Origin of the sequence: Shewanella baltica (genome assembly GCF_900456975.1) — a bacterium.
Taxonomy (GTDB): Bacteria; Pseudomonadota; Gammaproteobacteria; order Enterobacterales; family Shewanellaceae; genus Shewanella; species Shewanella baltica.
The window spans coordinates 4276455-4295392 of the sequence record NZ_UGYM01000002.1 but is presented as its reverse complement, the minus strand read 5'-3'; the positions used below and the strand labels follow the sequence as shown (position 1 = coordinate 4295392).

Sequence of the window (18938 nt, the reverse complement as noted above, 5' to 3'; positions counted from 1 at the left end):
CTTTTTTTGTGATATGACTGCATCTGCCCGCGCCGCCCAACCTTCTTACATAGTGCTCCCTGTGAATGTCACAGATATACCCACAGTGTTTGCCTTTCTCGCGCAGCATTTTGCCCGCATAGGTGAAGATGTGTGGCGTCAGCGGATCCTCGATGGAAAAGTGCATTGGCGCGATGGCAGTTTGATCGCCTTGGACACCGAATATCGTCCTGCAGCACGGGTGTATTACTACCGTGAAGTGCCGGTCGAAGCGAAAATTCCCTTTGAAGAACAGATCCTATTCCAAGATGACAATGTCATTTTGGCCTATAAGCCACACTTTTTACCTGTGACTCCAAGCGGTAATTATGTGAACGAATGTCTGGTACATAGACTGAGATTACGCACCGGCATAGACACTATCGCGCCTGCTCATAGGCTTGATCGTGAAACCGCAGGGGTGATCTTGATGACAGTCGCTCCCGAAACCCGCGCCCTTTATCATCAATTATTTATCGACGATGCTATTCGTAAAGACTATCAAGCGATTGCCAAGCTGACACCTGAGATTATTGAACAATATCAACAGGGAAACTTAACGTTACCCCTGCATTGGACGGTAAAAAATCGCATGCAGCCGAGCGACCCGAGTTTTACCATGAAAATCGTTGAAGGCGAGGCAAATACCCATTCCGAAATCAGTCTGGTGGCCATAAAAGGCGATCTTGGTTTGTTCCACCTGAGCCCAATTACCGGCAAAACTCACCAGTTGCGGGTGCATATGCAAAGCTTAGGTATGCCATTGTTAAACGACAGATTTTATCCAAGCTTATTACCCAAAGGGCCGGATAAATTTGCGACGCCTCTTAAGTTGATGGCGCAGCGTTTACGTTTCATTGACCCTGTGAGTGGGATCCATCACGACGTGCAATGTGAGGGTTTTGCGTTTTAGTCAGCGGAAAGCATTATTTCCAGTCTGCTTGAAGGAAATGATCGGGTGCAATTGTGCGCTTGGCCCTGTGATGGTATGAATACAAGCTGCAGTATCTGAGTCTCTGCCATAGGGAGCCATATTACGATTGTTTGAAGGAAGTCCATTATGACCAAATCTGCGATGATCTCTATCTTACTTTGCGCTGCGGTATTGGTGGCGGCCATGTTTTTTGGCGACTGGACGAAACAACCTTATTTGAAGGATATTGCCGCTGAGATCCGTAAGGGGGCTGCGGTGATTGAACCGAAGAAACCGAGCTCGTCTGCTGCATCGGTCGTTGAGGCTGATGATGTGGACCAAGACTCGAAGGTGATTTGGGATCAAATGGTACATGAGAAACCAGCAGGTAAGCCGCAGTCAGAGGCGTTGATTTTCAATCAAGTACAGCCGAAGAAAGTCGAAACCGATGAGGTATTATCTAAAAATATTCCACCGCTGGATTCGGGTTCGGGCGCCACTCAGCCTGAGACGGTTAAACATAATAAACCTGTTTAAGCTATTATTCCTGTTTGGGAGGTTCGAACAAGGTTTCGCTCATATCACCATGTAAAACAGCAATTTTTGTTGGCGCACCATCATCCGCAAGTTCCAAAATCCCAATACCGCTTTTATTCACTAAACGTTTGCTTGGTGCACCATTCGGTCGTCTACCGCGCAGCGACATACGTTTTCGTTTTGTCAGTAAATTCAGTGGCGAAAAGTGGCCGTAAAACCAACCGTTGAGTTTATCGAAAATCGGTAACAACTTCTCGGGGAAGTGATTTTTAATGCCGCTGCAGGTGATTTGGTAGATGTTAGGACTGCTGCGCCTAAAGCGAATACTAATGTCGTAACTAAAGGAGTAATGCACATCGCCGGAGAGGATCACAAATTCCTCAGGGGTTTTACGGTGCATAAAAATACTCAGTAGTGCATTGGCGGCACCGGGGTGGGCCATCCAGTTTTCGGCGTCCACCAACAAAGAAGCGCCCATCAGCGTGGCTGTACGCTGCACAGCCTCAATCAGTTTGACCCCAAACATAGGGGCAGGCGAGACGATAATGACCTTCGACTGGCCGAGCAATTCTTGCTGCAAATCCATTAACGCCTCCCAATCCATTAAGCCGGAAGGTTTTGCGAGATTGGATTCACTGCGCCAGCGGCGGGTGCGGGTATCGAGCACCACAAGTTTGGGCGAGGTCGCTAAGGTGTAATGCCATTGCTCAAATTTAAGTAATTCGTCGATGAGCAGATCCTGACTTTCACTCTGTGGCTGTGCAAAAAAAGCATCGAGCAGCGGGCGGATTTCATCAAAAAATTTATCGGGCGCATTGCCAAGCCCTTGGAATAAGGTATAGCCAATCAGTGCATTACCTATAATGCGTTTCGAAAATGCATGCTCGTAGGCAGCGAGTTCCCATTTGGCGGTGAGGTTCCAGTCGTCGGTGACGTCGTGGTCGTCAAACATCATGTAAACGGGAATGTGCGCCATAAAGCGCCTCACCTGCGTCAGCCCAGCTTTAAAGCCGAGCAAATGTTGCCATTCATTCTGCCAGCGGGCGTTATTGGCGGGTGTTAAGCCATCGACATCCTTGGGGATATTGACTAATTCCCACAGCTCTGGCGACCAAGTAAGTAAATACAAGGCGATGATTTCATTCAGGCTGACAAGATGATTCTCAGCGATGGAGGAAGTGAAAATCGGGTGATTGCGATACCAACGCCATAGCGCGGTTTTAGCTGGATATTGAGTGTGCGGCAGCAGGTTTTTATGGCGCTGATACAAATCGGCCGGTTGATAATGCAGTGCCTCACTACTGGCTATGTTCGCCCCTTCAAATTGTTCATGCTGAAGGCCAAGCAAGTCGATGACTTGTCCTATGGCGTTTAACATAGGGCCTGCCACATCATCGATATACACTTGATCGCCACTCATCACGATAAGTGCGGGGCGATCGTCCGCTACACCCGTGTCGATTATTTGGGCTAAATGGGTATCGGCGGCGACGAGCGCATCGTCACTGTGGTGATGCGGATTGCGGCAAGAACCATGAAATACTTGGGTTAATTCTGGGGTAAAACGCACACTTGGTGTTGATGCATCGCCATAGTTCAACTGATGGATAGCGGCAAAAATATCCCCATGTTGGGCGGCGGAAACTTGGTAATTTGTGACTCGATTCGGCGTGAGTAACTCTGGTCGCGACAGCATGATCAGATATTGATGGGCGTGCTGTCCGAGTGGCACATAATGCACATCGGCATCCTGCAACGGAAACTCATGTTCCCCTAGACGCAACATAAGCTCAGTTAATGGCTCACGACTCACAAACCACAAGGTAAGATGGGTGGCATCGCAGTGGCGCAGCATAGGGCCTGCCAATATCAGAGGAAGTGTCGGAGTCAAATTCAGCCTATTGGTGCTCAGGTTAATCTCAAGTGAGTTAACCCTAAGTAAGTTTGGTTTAAAAGAGTAAACAAGTGCGTTGAATATGAAAAGCTTTTAGAATTGTCAGCCATATACATGAGTTGAAACTGAATGGGGCAATATGGCTAAGGTCATGGTAACTGGCGCGACAGGGCTACTCGGCCGAGCTGTCGTAAAACAGCTTGAATTAACGGGGCATGAGGTTGTGGCCACAGGTTTTAGCCGCGCAAGTGAGCGAGTGCATAGACTCGATCTCACAGCCCCTTTGGCTGTCGAGGCATTTATCGCCCGCGAACAACCGCAAGTCATAGTGCACTGCGCCGCCGAGCGTCGCCCCGATGTGTCGGAGCAAAATCCGCAGGCGGCATTGGCACTTAACTTAACTGCTAGCCAAGCCTTAGCTATGGCAGCCAAGGCCAATAATGCTTGGCTTATCTATATCTCCACCGACTATGTGTTCGATGGCACTCAGCCTAAGTACGCCGAAGATGCCGCCACTCATCCGGTTAATTTTTATGGAGAATCTAAGCTAAAGGGAGAAGAAATAGTGCTCAACACTCGTGCTGATTTTGCCGTGCTACGCTTGCCAATCCTTTACGGCCAAGTAGAGAAGCTGAGTGAATCTGCTGTGTTAGTGCTGATCAATCAACTGATTGAACGTAGGGCTAAGGGTGTCGATCATTGGGCCGTGCGAAGTCCAACCTCGACCGCCGATATTGCCCAAGCCATAGACAAGATGATCGCACAGCATATTGAAGCACCTATCGTGCAGGGGATTTATCACTTTAGCGCCGCAGAGACCATGACTAAGTATCAGATGCTGCTGACCTTAGGGGAGATTCTCCAACTCAGCACGGCACACTTAACGCCTGAGTCGACACCGACGGATAATGCCAAACGGCCAAGCTTGAGTTGTGCACGTTTAGCGGTGCTCGGTATTCGCTCCGATATTGATTTCGCCACTGGCGTGCGCCAAGCATTAACGCAATCGAGTGGTGCATTGGCCGCACTCGGACTCACTCTGTAGGAATCGCCATGGCTAAGATCTTAGGGACCAGTCTACAGGCTGCCGACCAAGTCGCATTACTGCGAACCTTAGGTTTGCTGCTGCAAATAGGCTTAACCACGTTTGCCGCCGATACTTTTGGTCTTAGCCTGCAAATGGAGCCGTTAGTGCATGTGTTAGTGCTGGAGGTGTTATACCTGTCACTCACATTGGCGCTACGTAAACCTTTGTTTGCCAAGGAGCGTGGCCTCTTTATTGCGCTTAGTTTAGACACGCTGTTTTGGATCTCTTGGCTGCACTTTTCCGGCGGCGCGACTAATGCGTTTATCTCGTTATTACTGTTGCCGATTGCACTTGCGGCTGTGACTTTGCCAATCTGGGCGCCTTGGGCGCTGACGGCTATTTCAACTCTTGCTTACAGCTTGATGATTTTTACTGTGCCCGAATCCCCCATGCAGCACCACGGTATGGACATGAGTTCCCACTATTTAGGCATGTGGTTTAACTTTGTGATTTCAGCTTTGGTGATGACAACCAGCGTGGCGCTGATTACTAAACGTATGCGCCGCCAAGACGCGCAGTTAGCTTATATGCGCGAAGGACAATTACGTCAGGAACAACTTTTAGCCCTAGGTACGGCATCGGCGCAGATGGCACATCAATTGGCCACACCGCTTTCGAGCCTGAGGTTGTTACTCGATGAAGTCAAAGAAGATATGAGCGGCACTTCGATAACGGTTGTCGAGATGGAGACTGCGTTAGGCCGCTGTGAACATACGCTCACCGAGCTGCGATTAGCGACAGAGTCGATCCGCGATCGCCGCCAGCGGCCACAAAAGATCGCTGAGCTGGTGGACGGTTTAAAGCAGAAAACCTTACTGCTCATGCCGCAGACCGAACTGAACTGGCTGTTTACCTGTGCGCCTGAGCAACTGGCAGAGCAAAGCATTCTGACTGATATGAGTCTAACGCCTGCGATCATGGCTTTGATTGAAAATGCCGCCCGCGCCAGTGTCGAAACTCTAGGTGCGCCGCAGGTGGGTATCAGCTTAGATATCGCGCCAAGTGAAGCTCAGATCTACTTGCAGATCCGCGATTATGGCGCTGGTATCGCGCCTTCTTTATTACCGCAATTGGGCACCTTATTAATTGAGAGTCCCAAGGGCTTAGGGGTTGCGCTGCTGCTCAGTCACGCCAGCCTAGAGCGTTTGGGCGCAGAATTAATTCTGGCCAATCATCCCCAAGGCGGTACTGTGGCACAAATTCGCTTTACGATTCTAAAGGACAATGCGGCATCGTTATCGCCCAAGACTCAGGCCGCTGACGGAGTCAGATCATGAAACGTTTATTGATTGTCGAGGATGATCTTTCTCTGGCGAGTATTTTAGGCCGACGGCTCACGCGCCACGGCTTTGAGTGCCGCCTAACCCATGATGCCAGCGATGCCCTGCTGGTGGCGCGGGAGTTTCGCCCTAGCCACATTTTGTTGGACATGAAGCTGGCCGAAGCTAACGGCCTAGGGCTAATTGTGCCTCTACGTAACCTGCTGCCCAAGGTGACCATGGTGTTGCTCACAGGCTACGCCAGTATTGCCACTGCGGTGGAAGCGATTCGCCTCGGCGCCGATAATTATTTAGCTAAACCTGTGGATACTCAAACCTTGCTCGCCGCGTTGGAAATGGAAGGGCATTCCCATACCCTTCAAGAAGATGAAGTCGATGACTCGCCCCTCAATCCTAAGCGTTTGGAGTGGGAGCATATTCAGCAAGTGCTTAATGCTAACCAAGGCAATGTGTCCGCCACCGCCCGACAACTCGGAATGCATCGCCGCACCTTACAACGTAAGTTACTCAAAAAACCTGTGGGTGAAAGTGGACATTTGAAGTAACGCTTTATTTTCATAAGTTGGCAAGTGACGCCGACTCAAGCACATGAAATAAGGATACTAACGGGATTGAGGCCGGCTTAGTGCGCCGCATTTGAGCATAAAAAATGCCACTCAAAAAAGGCTGAGTGGCATTAACAAGAAACGAGAAGTTTATCGATAAATTGGCGCTAGGATTTTACGCTAGCGCCACGATACGATTATCTTATGCGATTAAAAGTTAACGGTTTCTTCGTTTGAGCAAGGGCCGTTAGTTTCACACACTTTATAGCTGAAGCTAGTGCCAGCTAGGTCGGTGAAACGGTCAATAAACGATGAATTGCTTGAAGTACCGACAGCAACGCCGTTACGGAAGATAGTGTACTCATCAGCGTTATGGCCTTCCCATGCGAGTGCAACACGAATGCTACCGCGACGAGATTTATTAGCGTTTTTCACTGTCATTTCTAACGCCACTTCTGGCACTTCAACTGCAAATTCTTCAGAAGTGCTTGCTGTTGCGCCATCGTTGTCAGTCACAGTCAATGTCACTGTGTAGTTGCCTGACTGAGCATACTGATGATTTACACTTGCGCCTGAAGCAGTTGTGCCATCACCGAAGCTCCAGCTCCATGCAACGACATCACCATCGCTGTCAGTACTGGTGCTAGTGAAGCTACCGTTACCGTTGGCAAAGCTTGCCGTAAAGCCCGCTGTTGGATCTTGGTTTGGTATCTCATCGCCACCGTCATAAGCACCCACTAGGCTCACACCTGTGTAGCTGCTATAGCCACTGACCATGACCCAATAAGTCCCCGTTTGGGCTGGATCGATAGGGCAGCTTTCGGCATTACCGGCTTTGTATGGACGGCAATCATAGCTACTAGAGGTAGGAGCTTGGCCGAATTTAACATACATGTCCGCATCACCCGTGCCGCCTGACATATTAAAGCTCAGGTTAGTTGCACCGTTTGCTACGTCGAGTTTGTAGTATTGTTTGCTACCAGATGCGCCCGCTAAACCCGTCACAGCGACACCGTTCGCGAGTTCAGTCGCTTCTGGTGGTGGCGGTGGTGGTGGCGTTTCACAAGGTGTGATACCCACAGCAGCAAAGGCAGTAACCACATCGTCAGCACTTAAGCCTAAGTCAGTTGCCGCAGATTTAACGCCACATGCGCCTTGCCAGAACAAGCTGTCAGCCGTCCAATATAATTGGTTAGCAACCACAAATGTTTGGAATGCTTTGCGTGTATCCCAACCCGGTAAGTTTGCGAGTGTGTAGAAGGCTTTATTGAAGACACCTGAACTGTGGTGTACGTCGATGCCATCATAGTAATCGTCAATATGACCGATTGAGATACCGTCTAAGGTTGGATCTGCCATATAACGCAGTGCGCCATTGCCTTTAAAGATATCTGCACCGACTAACCAGTCGTTCGTGCCGTGCATGTAAAATTCAGCAGCTTCACCCGCCATATCTGAGAAGGCTTCGTTCATGCCACCAGATTGAGCATCGTAAATCAGGCCTGAGTTTTGCTCAGTGAAACCATGGCTCACTTCGTGTGCCGAGACATCTAAGCTCACTAATGGGTAGAAGGTCGTTGCGCCATCACCGAAGGTCATAGCACTGCCGTCCCAGAAGGCGTTTTCGTAGTTGCTGCTGTAGTGAACCCGCATGGTTAACTGGAACGTTAACGGCGCAGTGTTGTACCACTCGCTATACATGTTGTAGATCACGTTACCGAAATAGTGCGCATCGTTTAATGGCGAGTAAGCACCGTTGATCTCTTTAACTGTATTGCGTGGGCAAGTATAAGAGAAGGCTGTTGCGCCTGATGTGGCACCGTTTAAGTTAACGGTTTTTACGTTAGGTGAGTTCATGGTGCAGGTGTCACCGCTCACTTCAACGTCTAAGTAAGAGAAATCTGTACCGTATTCGTATTGGCCAGTCTTGATGTTACCGCCTGGACCTGTACCGCTCGCTGCGTGGTTAATCCCTTCCCAACGCTTGAGCACTTCACCTGAGTGCGCGTCAATCATAGTGAATGGACGGCTTGGCTCATCGCCATATACCACAAAAGACGTCACATAAACGAGGCGAGTTTTAGCCGCATCATCAAGGTAAAGCCATAATTTAGCTTGTTTGTTTTCAGCTTTTAGGCCTGTAACAGCTTTCTCAGACTTGCCACGAATGGCAATATCTAACGCTTTGTTAGCCGTTAAAGTGGGTTTGACAAAATCAGCCGACTTTTCAATATTTTTTAATACGCGGCCAGACATGTCGCTGTAGAAGCCCATGCTTGATTGTGACGTTGCAACAGAGAAACCATAAACAGGCACGTCATGGAAATATTGTTGTAAACGTTGCTTCTGCTTGCCTTGACCTAGGTCGAGTTTTTTCTCGACTTTGAGTTGGCTACCTGCGTCTAAGTTGAACTGAGACACTAGATTATTGCTTGAAGACGCACTTCTGAGTGTACCGACATCGACAACATCAGCAGCAAATGCTGATGTGCCTAACGTAGCCGACACTGCAATGAAGAGTAGCGACAGTTTTTTGTTTAGCATCATGCTTAAAATCCTTTTTCCGTTTGTCATTAACGTTGGAATGCCATACTGCTTAACTGGCTCGGGCGAGCGTTTTTTATTGTGATTTCTACAGGGTCGTCGGCATACCTCTGCCATGGCCGAATAGAATGAGCTGTTGCTCAGGCGGAAATTCTCAGATTTTTATTCTGTGTAAAGCGTGAATGACCGCATGACCTTAGATGTTATTTAAATGTAAAATTGTTAACAATCGTACAAAGGAACTATCTTCAGCGTTCATTTAGACGCTTTTAAATCTGAATTAGGACTTTTGGGTAATAGCGATTTAGCCTAGTCAAATGGCGGGTTTTGTGAGTCGTAAAAAGTACTTTATTGATTGATTTTCATTGGGTTAGGTTGGAGCCAGTGGCGAGGTTAAGCGGGTGTTTTTAGGCGAGTGATTTTTTAAGTTGGTAGATTTAAGGATTAGCGGGGCTTCTGGGCATAACCCTTTTTTAAGGGCAAAGATCCATAGCTTTGCCGGATTCATTTTGAAACGCCCTTTGAAATATGCATTTTGCAAGAGCCCTCCCGCATCGCGCTATTAGGCTCACTGTTTAACTCATTTCACCAAGGTAACTCAGTGCCATCGTAGGCGAAAAAGCACCCTGTTTGTGCGGGAGTGGCATTAGCAATGATGGGCAGCAAACAGTTGGCGACATACTCAGGTGTAAACAGTTTGTCTTTAGGTACACTCTGTTGAAAGGGCTGAGACAATGGCGTGTCAGTTGTGCCCGGATGCAGGGATAACACCACGCAGTGTTTCATGTTCCGCTGCCACTCAATCGACAGTGTTTTGAGAAACATATTCAGCGCGGCTTTTGAGGCGCGATAGCTGTACCAACCACCTAATCTATTATCGGAAATACTGCCGACTTTCGCCGATATCACGGCAAACCTTGCCGAGCTACTTTGTTTTAAGGCATGGCAAAAGTGTTTAGCCAGCATGACACTGGGTAGGGTATTGAGCGTTAAATTGTGCTGGAAAAAGGCGATATCTAGTGACTGTAGGCTTTTCTCTGGCCCTTTATCTTGGGTGTGTAAAATCCCGACACAGTTAATCAGCCAATCTAATTCAGTGAGTTGTTCACTCAACTGTTTAATCTCGGCCTCATTGGTCACATCTAACTGATGCCATTGGATATTATTCTGCCTGTCTTGTGGAAGATGATGCCTGTAGGTGGCGTGCACAGTGGCGTTGGGATATGCCTCTTGGACTCGCTTAACCATGGCTTGGCCAATACCTCCACTCCCGCCGACGATAAGTACTTTCATAGCAAACTCTCCCTATCCAAATCTCTATATCAAACTCTCTATATCCAAGAGTCACGCTTAGGCCCAGTACTAATGCTAAGTACTAACAATCAGTACTAATGCTAAGTACTAACAATCAGTACAAATGCTAAGCACTAACACTCAGTGCTAATGGTTCAGCTATAAACGGTTTAGATGAACGAGGTTGTGTTCGGCCGTGGCTAATATGGCGTGCCTTACGGACTCGTCCATCTTGTCCCAAGTCTGGTACAACATGCCGATCCTTGGGTTTTGCGACAATTTTGCGCGGTGTTTGTCCATAAAGCGCCAATAAAAGCTATTGAACGGGCAGGCGAGTACGCCGCTGCGCTCTTTTATCTTGTAATGACAGCCGCTGCAGTAATCACTCATTTTATTGATGTAGGAACCGCTAGCGGCGTAGGGTTTAGTACCGACAATACCGCCGTCGGCAAACAAGGCCATGCCGCGAGTGTTGGGCATTTCAACCCATTCGATGGCGTCAACATATACGCCTAAATACCACTCATCGACTTGATTTGGCTCGATTTCGGTTAATAAACAGAAATTGCCGATCACCATTAAGCGCTGAATATGATGGGCGTAGGCAAAATCTAATGATTGGGATAACGCTTGTCGCATGCAGTTCATTTTAGTGTCGCCATGCCAAAAATAATCGGGCAGCGTCCTATGGGCATTGAGCGCGTTAGTGCTGGCGTACTGCGGCATATTGGCCCAGTAAATGCCGCGAACGTATTCTCGCCAACCTAATATCTGCCGCACAAATCCTTCGACTTGGGCGATATCAATTTCAGCATCTGTTTGATAACTTTCGATGGCCGCATTGATGACTTCTAATGGACTGATTAATTTACTGTTAAGGCTGAAGGATAGCCGACTATGGTACAAGCTCCACTTGGCATGATGTTGCGCTGTCATGGCATCTTGAAAGCGGCCAAAGGAAGGCAAGCAAACCTGACAAAAATACGCTAATAATTCGAGGCTTTGCGCACGGTTTATAGGCCACAGCAATGGCCCATCAATGCGACCCATGGTTGGGATTTGGTGACCCTCAAGCCTAGCGAGAATTTCCGTCACATCGAGGCTAAACATTAATGGCTCAGGCAAGACTTTTATATCCTGAGGTTTAAGCTTTTGACGGTTGCTTGCATCAAAGTTCCATTGCCCGCCGAGTGGCTTTCCTTCTTGCATCAAGATGTTGAAGCGTTTACGCATACGGCGATAAAAGTGCTCCATCATAATGTGTTTGCCGACGGGGAACTGCGTATCGATTTCGTCAAACGGCAATATAAAGTGTTCTGTATCGACACAGTTCACCACGGCGGTGTTGAGTTTAAGCTGACTCAATTGCTCAAGCAGGCGGTATTCATCTGGCCTTTGGTATTCAAACTTGATCGCGCCAACCTGCGTCACTTGATGTTGAATGAGCCCCAGTAGATCGCTATAGCCCTGAGTGTTATTGAAGGTGTCATCAAGGGTGAGATAGAGCACTTGATGCCCTTGCGCCCGCAGCTCTTGAGCAAATTGCGCCATTGCCGCAAAGAAGGCACATATCTTTTGCACATGATGCGTCACATAAGTGTTTTCTTGGTGCAGTTCTGCAATCACATACAGTACTTGATCATCAACGCGGTTAAACCAAGAATGCTGGGCATTGAGTTGATCGCCTAAAATTAACCTGACTGTATGGAATTGCTGTAATTGCTGCTGTGGTTGCATTAACTGGGCTCTGGTGAATGACTTTCGCGGTTAAGCATTTCGCGATGGGATATTGCCGGACATTACGAATTGGGTTGCAGTGAGGATCACAAGGCTGGGTATTTGTCGTGATTTCGACAAGGAGATTTATCTAAACTTGGTTTGATAGCTTTTAAAGCAAAGTCAAAGTCGTGGGGCTTCACCCCCTGATTTTTTAATAAAGAGTCGACCAAAGAGGACTGCTCGTCCTATCCTCCTTGCCTATTGTTTTCACATCAGCCAAGACGTCCCTAACGGAGTTACATGCATTAGTGACTGGCTTCGTGCTTATTCGAAAATCGCTAACGCTTCCGATGGGGCGTCCCTTCCCCCCGAAAGCTACGCAGACGTTCTGTCTGCGTCACGCTATTTTCTTCAACGCCCTTCAGCAACTTCGCAGGGGAAGGTTTATTTCCTTCGTCTTTGTGGTATTCGTTAGTAATGGGAAAATAAAGATGTATACATATCTAGTTTTTTTACTATATGGTAGCTTAGATTATTTATATTCGGTTTCAAACTCATCAGTGACTCAACAGTAATGAATGACTTGATAAAAAATAATTTAACGAAAGAGTTAAATGAAAAATATGAGTTGTATCCGTTTTGGATAATTATATTTTTTATAAATGGTGCTCACATTTTGTTTTATGATGTATATGGTTTTTGGCCTGTAATAGAGGTTGTTTTAACTGCTTTTTTAATTGTGACATTCCTTTATGATAAAAGACGGAAAGTTACAATTTTAAGCTTTGATTTAGATGCTAGTTTTATTATGGTGCATAATGATTTTGTCAGTTCAATATCATGCTTAATGTTGTCTGATAAACAGCTTTTTCGTAAAAATGATCTTGGTAAAGTGTCAGACTTTGAAAGAGTCAGAGATATAAAGGTCAAGAATTATTTGTTTGAGTCTGATATCAGCATCCCTTCTATTAATTGTCAGTCAATAGTCTTTCATTTTCTTCCAAACTGCATTGTTATTTTTGAAAAAAATGAATATCGCTATGTGAATTATCAAGATGTTAAAATATCTACTTCGAAAGTAGATATGCTCAGTTACAGTTGTCACCCAAAAGACTCTGAGGTTGTAGGTTATGGGTGGCAACATCAACGGATTGATGGAACAAGGGATAGGCGTTTTAAGGTGAATAGAGAAGTTCCACGTTATAGATTTGAGAGAATAACACTCAAGCATAATACGTTTGAAATAGACTTTGTTTTTTCTAAGGAAGGCCGTGGGCTTAATTTTCAAGTGGCAATTAATTCATTGGTTAAAGCATTAATGGGAAAATATAAGGTTGAATTTGAAATTATAGAGAGCTGATGTTCTTACTATTTGTATTGTTTTGATTTATCTATCAATCCAAAGTTATAACTTTTTTGGTTATGGTTAAATTATCTATCTTTAGAGTTAATGGATACGCAGAGATTAGCTGAATTAAGCATTGGTATGGAAGTTGGCGGCATGGCCGCTCTTTCACATCCATGTGATTGCGGCATTCGCACTTCCATATGCAGCAGATGCCGCCGTCGAGCCTATAGGGATATATTTACGGCGAGTCACTGGAGTAGCAGTGCTTAATGGCTAGATTAATAAATTGAAAATTGCTGTTAGCTGTAATGCCACTCAATTTTACTCGCCACCAATTGTTTAAATCCTACAATTAAGTGCCCGCGTTACCTAACGTATTAGTTGTACTTTATATTCATCGCAATCAGCGGTTCGCGGGAGGCTTTTTCGGCGCGTAGACGGGCGAGGTATTTTTCCCATAGATCCACTTGGTGGGTGGCGAGATCGTAGAGTACTTTCCACGAGAATAGGCCTGTGTCGTGGCCGTCATCGAAGACGATTTTTACTGCATAGTTACCGACGGGTTCTATGGCACTGATGTTGACGTTTTTCTTGTGGGTGACCAGCTTAGGGTTGCCGTGACCATGCACTTCGGCTGAGGGCGAGTAGACTCTGAGCATCTCGCAGCTGAGCTGATATTGCTCACCATTGTCGAAACTGACTTCTAGAATGCGTGATTTACGTTTCAGTTTAATATCGGTGACATTCGGCGTTGTTGTGGTCATAGGTTGGCTACCAAGAAAATGCTAAGGATAGGATAACGACTCATTAAAATAACACCTGACTAATGTAACTGCTGGCGGCTAAGGATACAAAGGGAATGCTCGAGCTGCCTAGCGTTTGGAGCCGACTTTTCGGTTGAGTCACACTTTTGTATTTGAGTCGCCGTTCACCGCCAAGTCGTTTGGGCTTGGCGGTGAACGGGTTTTGCACTAGAGGATAAAGCGGCTGAGATCTTCGTCTTGGACTAAGTTATCTAAGTGGGCGCTGACATAGTCGGCGTCGATAACAAAGGCGGAGCCCGATTTTTCCGATGCCTCGTAGGAGATATCTTCCATCAGTTTTTCCATCACAGTGTGTAAACGACGGGCGCCGATGTTTTCGGTGCGCTCGTTCACTTGCCATGCGGCTTTTGCAATGCTGTCGATACCCGATTCGCTGAATTCAACTTTCACGCCTTCTGTGTTCATCAGCGCGATATATTGCTCGGTGAGTGAGGCGTGTGGCTCGGTTAAAATGCGTTTAAAATCATTGGCTGACAGCGCATCTAACTCAACACGAATAGGCAAACGACCCTGTAATTCAGGAATTAAATCCGACGGTTTAGACATCTGGAATGCGCCCGAGGCGATAAACAGAATGTGATCGGTTTTTACCATGCCGTGTTTAGTGGTGACAGTGCAGCCTTCGATTAGCGGCAGTAAGTCACGTTGCACGCCTTCACGGGAAACGTCTGGGCCTGAGGTTTCGCCACGCTTACAGATTTTGTCGATTTCGTCGAGGAACACTATGCCGTGTTGCTCAACCATTTCAATGGCTTGCTCTTTTAAATCTTCTTGATTAACTAGTTTGGCCGCTTCTTCTTCGATCAATAGCTTAAAGGCTTCTTTGATCTTCATCTTGCGACGTTTTGCCGGTGCTTGGCCCATGTTTTTAAACAGGCTTTGCAGCTGGTTGGTCATTTCTTCCATGCCAGGAGGCGACATGATTTCGACGCCGACCTGTGGTTGTGCCACATCGATATCGATTTCTTTATCGTCTAATTGGCCTTCGCGCAGCTTCTTGCGGAACACTTGGCGGGTGTTTGAGCTGGAATCGGTTTCTGTGCTTTCCCAGTCGTTTTTCGGCTTAGGCAACAGGGCATCGAGAATGCGCTCTTCGGCATTTTCTTCGGCGCGTTGGCGGCACTTACCCATTTGCTGTTCACGGGTCAGCTTGATGGCGATATCGGTCAAGTCGCGGATGATTTGCTCGACTTCTTTACCGACATAACCCACTTCTGTGTATTTAGTCGCTTCGACCTTGATAAAAGGCGCGTTGGCAAGCTTGGCTAAACGGCGGGCAATTTCAGTTTTACCTACGCCAGTGGGGCCAATCATCAGGATGTTTTTTGGGGTGACTTCTTGACGGAAATCCACATCCAGTTGCATCCGGCGCCAGCGGTTACGCAGGGCAACAGCAACAGAACGTTTGGCCTTTTGTTGGCCAATAATGTGTGCATCCAGCTCGTGGACAATCTCACGGGGGGTCATTTCAGACATAATATTCCTCACGGGCTGTTTAGTAATTGAGTTCTTCAATCGTCTTGAATTGATTGGTGAATACGCAGATATCCGCGGCAATGGTCAGGGATTTTTCAGCGATTTCTAGGGCCGACAGCTCGGTATTTTGCAATAACGCAAGGGCCGCCGCTTGGGCATAGTTGCCGCCTGAACCAATGGCGACTAAGTCGTGTTCTGGCTGAACGACATCACCATTACCTGTGATGATCAGCGAGGTTTCGGCATCGGCCACGACGAGTAGGGCTTCGAGTTTGCGCAGCATACGGTCGGTACGCCAATCTTTGGCTAGCTCAACGGCCGAGCGCAATAAATGGCCTTGGTGCATTTCGAGTTTGGCCTCAAAACGCTCGAATAGGGTGAAAGCATCGGCGGTGCCGCCTGCAAAACCTGCCAGTACCTTGTTGTGATATAAGCGACGCACTTTTTTGGCGTTACCTTTCATCACGGTATTGCCTAGGGAGACTTGGCCATCGCCGGCGATGACAACTTGATTATTACGGCGTACTGATACGATAGTGGTCACAATGAATCCTCTTCTCTGGCCCGCAATGACAAATCATGCGGTGGATGATGGAGTAGATATGGGGATAGATGACAATAATTCAAGTTATAGCGAGAAAAGCCAAAGGAGTTTGCGATCTTTCGCGCACCTTTGGCTGCAAAAATAAGCGCTTACTGGGGAAGGGTTGAGCGACCGACTTCAGTCTTTCCACTATAGGGATAGTATTTAAAATCCCAGTTTTCACTGCCGAAGCTGCGATCGTCCGAGACATAGTTGAAAATACAGTAAGCATTGGGATCGGTAATGTCGACGGCACCATACCAGTAAACAATGTCGACATTGGGAACTGTGCGCCAACTATATTGAGTCGCAATGATAAATTCATTATTAGCCAAAAGACCTTGCCATAACTGACCGCAATAATCGCCCTGCAATTTAACACCGGCATCAGCGGTTGCAGTCTCTGTTCCCAGTGGAAATCCTGTCGTGCTCGAGTCGAGTTTACCATCGCCATAGCAGGCGAGATCTTGGGTATAACCTGAGTGACCGCCTGCAAGCCAGCAGCTGTGGTAAAGCTTAACGCCAGAGGCAAAGGCCGCAAATGCGGTTTTGGCTCTAGCATCGTGGGCATCTTGGCCTAGGTTTAAAAACTTAGGTGCCGCAACGACGGCCAAGATCCCAAGGATAATAATGACCACAACCAGTTCTATTAATGTAAAACCCTTCGATGACTGCAAACGACTCATATTGCTCACCTATCTGTTAGAGGGGGATATTCTAACGGAACTTCGATTCGCAATCAGTAAGTCATTGATAGTATTTATTTGTTTAACATTCTGCTTAACGTTTTGGTTACATGAACTCAAATAGAAGCGGGCAAGCCGCAAAATGGTAGGGGTTAGCTTCGTCATTAATGTCATCGCCCGCAGGTAAACGACTTATAAAGTGGTGTCGTCTATCACTTGGTAGCGGGTTTGTACGTAGCCATTGTCATACTGCTGCGTGTGAATTGGCATTAATTGAAGCGCTTGAGCTAAGTCGCCAAAGAGCGGAATGCCTTTACCCAGTAAAGTGGGGATACGAGTGAGCGTGAGTTCTTGAATTAGCCCCGCCGCTAAAAAGCCTTGGATCGTTTGGCCACCATCGATATAGAGATGCTTAAAGCCACGGGTTTTAAGTTGTTCGCTAATGCTTGCCGCATCGCCATTTAGCACTTGTACGTGCTCACTTAACGCCGATGGCACAGTTACGCCGCTGCGACTTAATACAAACACTGGGATATTTACATAGGGCCAATCACAATCGAAGGAGAGGACTTTTTCAAAGCTTTTACGTCCCATCACTATCGCATCGACAGTGTCAATAAAGGCATGATAACCAAAGTCTTCATCGGGATTTGTACTGGGATGCTGGTTTAAAAAGTCGATATCCCCATCGGGAGTGGCGATATAGCCGTCGAGGGTCGCGGCAATAAAAACGGAGGCTTTCATTTATCTTCCTTAATGCTATTTTCGAGCGTGTTTCTCTAGTGATTCTTTTAGTGCCTGTTGCTGAGCGAGGCAGTCTTGTTTTGCTTTGCCCGACATATCGTTACACGTTTGACCTTTATCTGGGCCTTCTAATATGGCGGCTGCAACATAAACAGCGGCATCGGCTGCATTGCATTCTTGTTTGCTGTAGGGGGAATTTGTATCACATTTTGAATTAAGCGGCCCAACGCAGCCACTCATACAGGTCAAGGCTAAGGCGCTAAAACTGAGTAATATTAAAGGTTTGAACATTCGCTCTTCCATGATTCTTATTATTTGAGACGGTTGGAAAGTATATAACTGCTTTACAGACGGAGCTAGAACTGGATCGTTCAATTTCCACTTTGGTTGTTATCTCGGAGTTAGGCATTCGCGGATGGGAGAAAAAATACCCGAGGGCATAGTTACCCTCGGGTGGAGGTTCAAAAAGCAGTGGATTTCTTGAGCGCCTGCGGGGCACAAAGGAAGGAACCTATGGCGTGATTGTGCGGGCTGATACGATATTTAACAAAGCCAAATGCACAAACTGCGACAGCTTGTCGCAGGTAGGATGAAAACTGTGTAGTTACGGTATCTTGAATGGTCTGGGTAAAAAGGGTTTAACGGTTAAATCCTTATGCGTGGCGAGAAGGCGTCGCGATTGTTTAGCGACTATGGGTCACTGACTTATAAGACTGAATGCAAATTCCCTAAGTGCTGCACTAACTCTGCCATATTATTTACTTCGAGTTTCTTCATGATTTTTGCGCGGTGTACTTCAATCGTGCGCAGGGATAAAAACATCGCCTCCGAGATTTGCTTATTGGTCATGCCTTGGATCACATGGGCTAACACTTGCTGCTCGCGCTCGGTCAGTTGGTCAAACTTATGTTGCAGACTTTGCTGCTCGAAGGCCGCCTGGCTTTCACGCTGTGCTTTTTCTATCGCTTGTACTAATGCCTTGCCGGACACAGGTTTTTGAAAAAAGTCGCAGGCTCCCTTACGAAAGGCGCTCAGCGCCATAGGTAAGTCGCCGTGGCCAGTGAGAAAGATGACGCCAAGCGGGCTGTGGGTTTCGAGCAGTTTTTGCTGCACTTCTTGGCCGGTGATCTCCGGCATTCTGCTATCTAAAATCACGCAGCCTGCCTGCGATAATGCACAGTGCGTAAGGAAGTCGCGGCCGCTGTTGAAGGTTTGCACTTGGTAGCCAAATTGTCCGAGCATAAAACCCAGCGAATCCAGAATCGCTTCATCGTCATCAACTAAATATAGTGGCAATTTTGTAGACATGGATTTCCTTGTGGGCATGTGTGGATCGCTATATCAGCTTAAGCCGCGTCTGTGTCAGGCTCAATTTTAAGCCTAGGTCTTGGGAGGTTCATCACTAAATTAGCCGATTATCTTAGGGCAGAAACCAGAGTTTGGCGGC

Annotated in this window: 17 protein-coding genes; 6 read left to right on the top strand and 11 right to left on the bottom strand. The window is 47.2% G+C overall.

Annotation, left to right across the window (positions count from 1 at the left end; all coding sequences use genetic code 11):
• The first annotated feature begins 13 nt into the window (after positions 1-13).
• Together DYH48_RS19165 and DYH48_RS19160 are read left to right on the top strand one after the other, a co-directional pair.
• The gene (locus DYH48_RS19165) at positions 14-931 is read left to right on the top strand and encodes a pseudouridine synthase (RefSeq protein WP_115335661.1); all 918 of its coding nucleotides are present in this window, start codon (positions 14-16) and stop codon (positions 929-931) included.
• Positions 932-1078: 147 nt separating this feature from the next.
• Positions 1079-1468, top strand: coding sequence for a hypothetical protein (locus DYH48_RS19160; protein ID WP_115335660.1), 390 nt, complete (start codon positions 1079-1081; stop codon positions 1466-1468).
• Positions 1469-1472: 4 nt separating this feature from the next.
• On the opposite strand, the gene DYH48_RS19155 is transcribed toward DYH48_RS19160, so the two are convergent.
• The gene (locus DYH48_RS19155) at positions 1473-3323 is read right to left on the bottom strand and encodes an alkaline phosphatase D family protein (RefSeq protein ID WP_115335659.1); all 1851 of its coding nucleotides are present in this window, start codon (positions 3321-3323) and stop codon (positions 1473-1475) included.
• 178 nt (positions 3324-3501) lie between these two features.
• Here DYH48_RS19155 and DYH48_RS19150 point away from each other — a divergent pair, with 178 nt between their 5' ends.
• From DYH48_RS19150 to DYH48_RS19140, 3 genes are read left to right on the top strand one after another with little or no spacing between them, the layout of a single operon-like run.
• Positions 3502-4407, top strand: coding sequence for a dTDP-4-dehydrorhamnose reductase family protein (locus DYH48_RS19150; protein WP_115335658.1), 906 nt, complete (start codon positions 3502-3504; stop codon positions 4405-4407).
• 8 nt (positions 4408-4415) lie between these two features.
• Positions 4416-5726 carry a sensor histidine kinase gene (locus DYH48_RS19145; RefSeq protein WP_115335657.1) on the top strand — a complete coding sequence of 437 codons (1311 nt, stop codon included), beginning with the start codon at positions 4416-4418 and terminating at the stop codon, positions 5724-5726.
• Positions 5723-6274, top strand: coding sequence for a response regulator transcription factor (locus DYH48_RS19140; RefSeq protein ID WP_011847973.1), 552 nt, complete (start codon positions 5723-5725; stop codon positions 6272-6274). The genes DYH48_RS19145 and DYH48_RS19140 overlap by 4 nt, the downstream gene beginning before the upstream one ends.
• A 210-nt stretch (positions 6275-6484) precedes the next feature.
• On the opposite strand, the gene DYH48_RS19135 is transcribed toward DYH48_RS19140, so the two are convergent.
• From DYH48_RS19135 to DYH48_RS19125, 3 genes are all read right to left on the bottom strand, one after another.
• Positions 6485-8821 (bottom strand): M4 family metallopeptidase, encoded by a 2337-nt coding sequence (locus DYH48_RS19135; RefSeq protein ID WP_115335656.1) that lies wholly within the window; start codon positions 8819-8821, stop codon positions 6485-6487.
• Positions 8822-9403: 582 nt separating this feature from the next.
• Positions 9404-10111: an SDR family oxidoreductase gene (locus tag DYH48_RS19130; protein WP_115335655.1), complete on the bottom strand. Its 708-nt coding sequence runs from the start codon at positions 10109-10111 to the stop codon at positions 9404-9406.
• A 159-nt stretch (positions 10112-10270) separates the two neighbouring features.
• Positions 10271-11848 carry a cryptochrome/photolyase family protein gene (locus DYH48_RS19125; RefSeq protein ID WP_115335654.1) on the bottom strand — a complete coding sequence of 526 codons (1578 nt, stop codon included), beginning with the start codon at positions 11846-11848 and terminating at the stop codon, positions 10271-10273.
• 556 nt (positions 11849-12404) lie between these two features.
• Between DYH48_RS19125 and DYH48_RS19120 the strand changes: the two genes are divergently transcribed.
• Positions 12405-13190, top strand: a complete 786-nt coding sequence (locus DYH48_RS19120) for a hypothetical protein (RefSeq protein WP_115335653.1) — start codon at positions 12405-12407, stop codon at positions 13188-13190.
• A gap of 365 nt (positions 13191-13555) precedes the next feature.
• Here the strand turns inward: DYH48_RS19120 and DYH48_RS19115 are convergent, their stop codons facing one another.
• The 7 genes from DYH48_RS19115 to DYH48_RS19085 all read right to left on the bottom strand — a co-directional run bounded on the left by DYH48_RS19115 (position 13556) and on the right by DYH48_RS19085 (position 18799).
• On the bottom strand, positions 13556-13942 hold the full coding sequence (locus DYH48_RS19115) for a gamma-butyrobetaine hydroxylase family protein (RefSeq protein ID WP_115335652.1): 387 nt from the start codon (positions 13940-13942) through the stop codon (positions 13556-13558).
• 207 nt (positions 13943-14149) lie between these two features.
• The gene (hslU, locus tag DYH48_RS19110) at positions 14150-15478 is read right to left on the bottom strand and encodes an ATP-dependent protease ATPase subunit HslU (RefSeq protein WP_006083301.1); all 1329 of its coding nucleotides are present in this window, start codon (positions 15476-15478) and stop codon (positions 14150-14152) included.
• Positions 15479-15497: 19 nt separating this feature from the next.
• Complete coding sequence (hslV, locus tag DYH48_RS19105; protein ID WP_006083300.1) at positions 15498-16022, bottom strand: ATP-dependent protease subunit HslV; 525 nt, start codon at positions 16020-16022, stop codon at positions 15498-15500.
• Positions 16023-16171: 149 nt separating this feature from the next.
• Positions 16172-16747: a type II secretion system protein gene (locus DYH48_RS19100; RefSeq protein ID WP_115335651.1), complete on the bottom strand. Its 576-nt coding sequence runs from the start codon at positions 16745-16747 to the stop codon at positions 16172-16174.
• A 192-nt stretch (positions 16748-16939) separates the two neighbouring features.
• Positions 16940-17491, bottom strand: coding sequence for a dihydrofolate reductase family protein (locus DYH48_RS19095; RefSeq protein WP_115335650.1), 552 nt, complete (start codon positions 17489-17491; stop codon positions 16940-16942).
• Between the two features lie 15 nt (positions 17492-17506).
• A complete protein-coding gene (locus tag DYH48_RS19090; RefSeq protein ID WP_006087082.1) occupies positions 17507-17782 on the bottom strand; it encodes a hypothetical protein in 276 nt (91 codons plus the stop codon).
• Positions 17783-18196: 414 nt separating this feature from the next.
• Entirely contained in the window at positions 18197-18799 is a 603-nt protein-coding gene (locus DYH48_RS19085; protein ID WP_115335649.1) for a response regulator transcription factor, read from the bottom strand.
• Positions 18800-18938 lie beyond the last annotated feature (139 nt).

Excerpts from the sequence above, each read along its gene's own strand:
- DYH48_RS19120 (WP_115335653.1), top strand. The coding sequence starts at position 12,405 with ATGAATGACTTGATAAAAAATAATTTAACGAAAGAGTTAAATGAAAAA.
- DYH48_RS19130 (WP_115335655.1), bottom strand. The coding sequence starts at position 10,111 with ATGAAAGTACTTATCGTCGGCGGGAGTGGAGGTATTGGCCAAGCCATG.
- hslU (WP_006083301.1), bottom strand. The coding sequence starts at position 15,478 with ATGTCTGAAATGACCCCCCGTGAGATTGTCCACGAGCTGGATGCACAC.
- DYH48_RS19155 (WP_115335659.1), bottom strand. The coding sequence starts at position 3,323 with ATGCTGCGCCACTGCGATGCCACCCATCTTACCTTGTGGTTTGTGAGT.
- DYH48_RS19125 (WP_115335654.1), bottom strand. The coding sequence starts at position 11,848 with ATGCAACCACAGCAGCAATTACAGCAATTCCATACAGTCAGGTTAATT.
- DYH48_RS19115 (WP_115335652.1), bottom strand. The coding sequence starts at position 13,942 with ATGACCACAACAACGCCGAATGTCACCGATATTAAACTGAAACGTAAA.
- DYH48_RS19140 (WP_011847973.1), top strand. The coding sequence starts at position 5,723 with ATGAAACGTTTATTGATTGTCGAGGATGATCTTTCTCTGGCGAGTATT.
- DYH48_RS19100 (WP_115335651.1), bottom strand. The coding sequence starts at position 16,747 with ATGAGTCGTTTGCAGTCATCGAAGGGTTTTACATTAATAGAACTGGTT.
- DYH48_RS19090 (WP_006087082.1), bottom strand. The coding sequence starts at position 17,782 with ATGTTCAAACCTTTAATATTACTCAGTTTTAGCGCCTTAGCCTTGACC.
- DYH48_RS19160 (WP_115335660.1), top strand. The coding sequence starts at position 1,079 with ATGACCAAATCTGCGATGATCTCTATCTTACTTTGCGCTGCGGTATTG.
- DYH48_RS19085 (WP_115335649.1), bottom strand. The coding sequence starts at position 18,799 with ATGTCTACAAAATTGCCACTATATTTAGTTGATGACGATGAAGCGATT.
- DYH48_RS19135 (WP_115335656.1), bottom strand. The coding sequence starts at position 8,821 with ATGATGCTAAACAAAAAACTGTCGCTACTCTTCATTGCAGTGTCGGCT.
- DYH48_RS19165 (WP_115335661.1), top strand. The coding sequence starts at position 14 with ATGACTGCATCTGCCCGCGCCGCCCAACCTTCTTACATAGTGCTCCCT.
- DYH48_RS19095 (WP_115335650.1), bottom strand. The coding sequence starts at position 17,491 with ATGAAAGCCTCCGTTTTTATTGCCGCGACCCTCGACGGCTATATCGCC.
- DYH48_RS19145 (WP_115335657.1), top strand. The coding sequence starts at position 4,416 with ATGGCTAAGATCTTAGGGACCAGTCTACAGGCTGCCGACCAAGTCGCA.
- DYH48_RS19150 (WP_115335658.1), top strand. The coding sequence starts at position 3,502 with ATGGCTAAGGTCATGGTAACTGGCGCGACAGGGCTACTCGGCCGAGCT.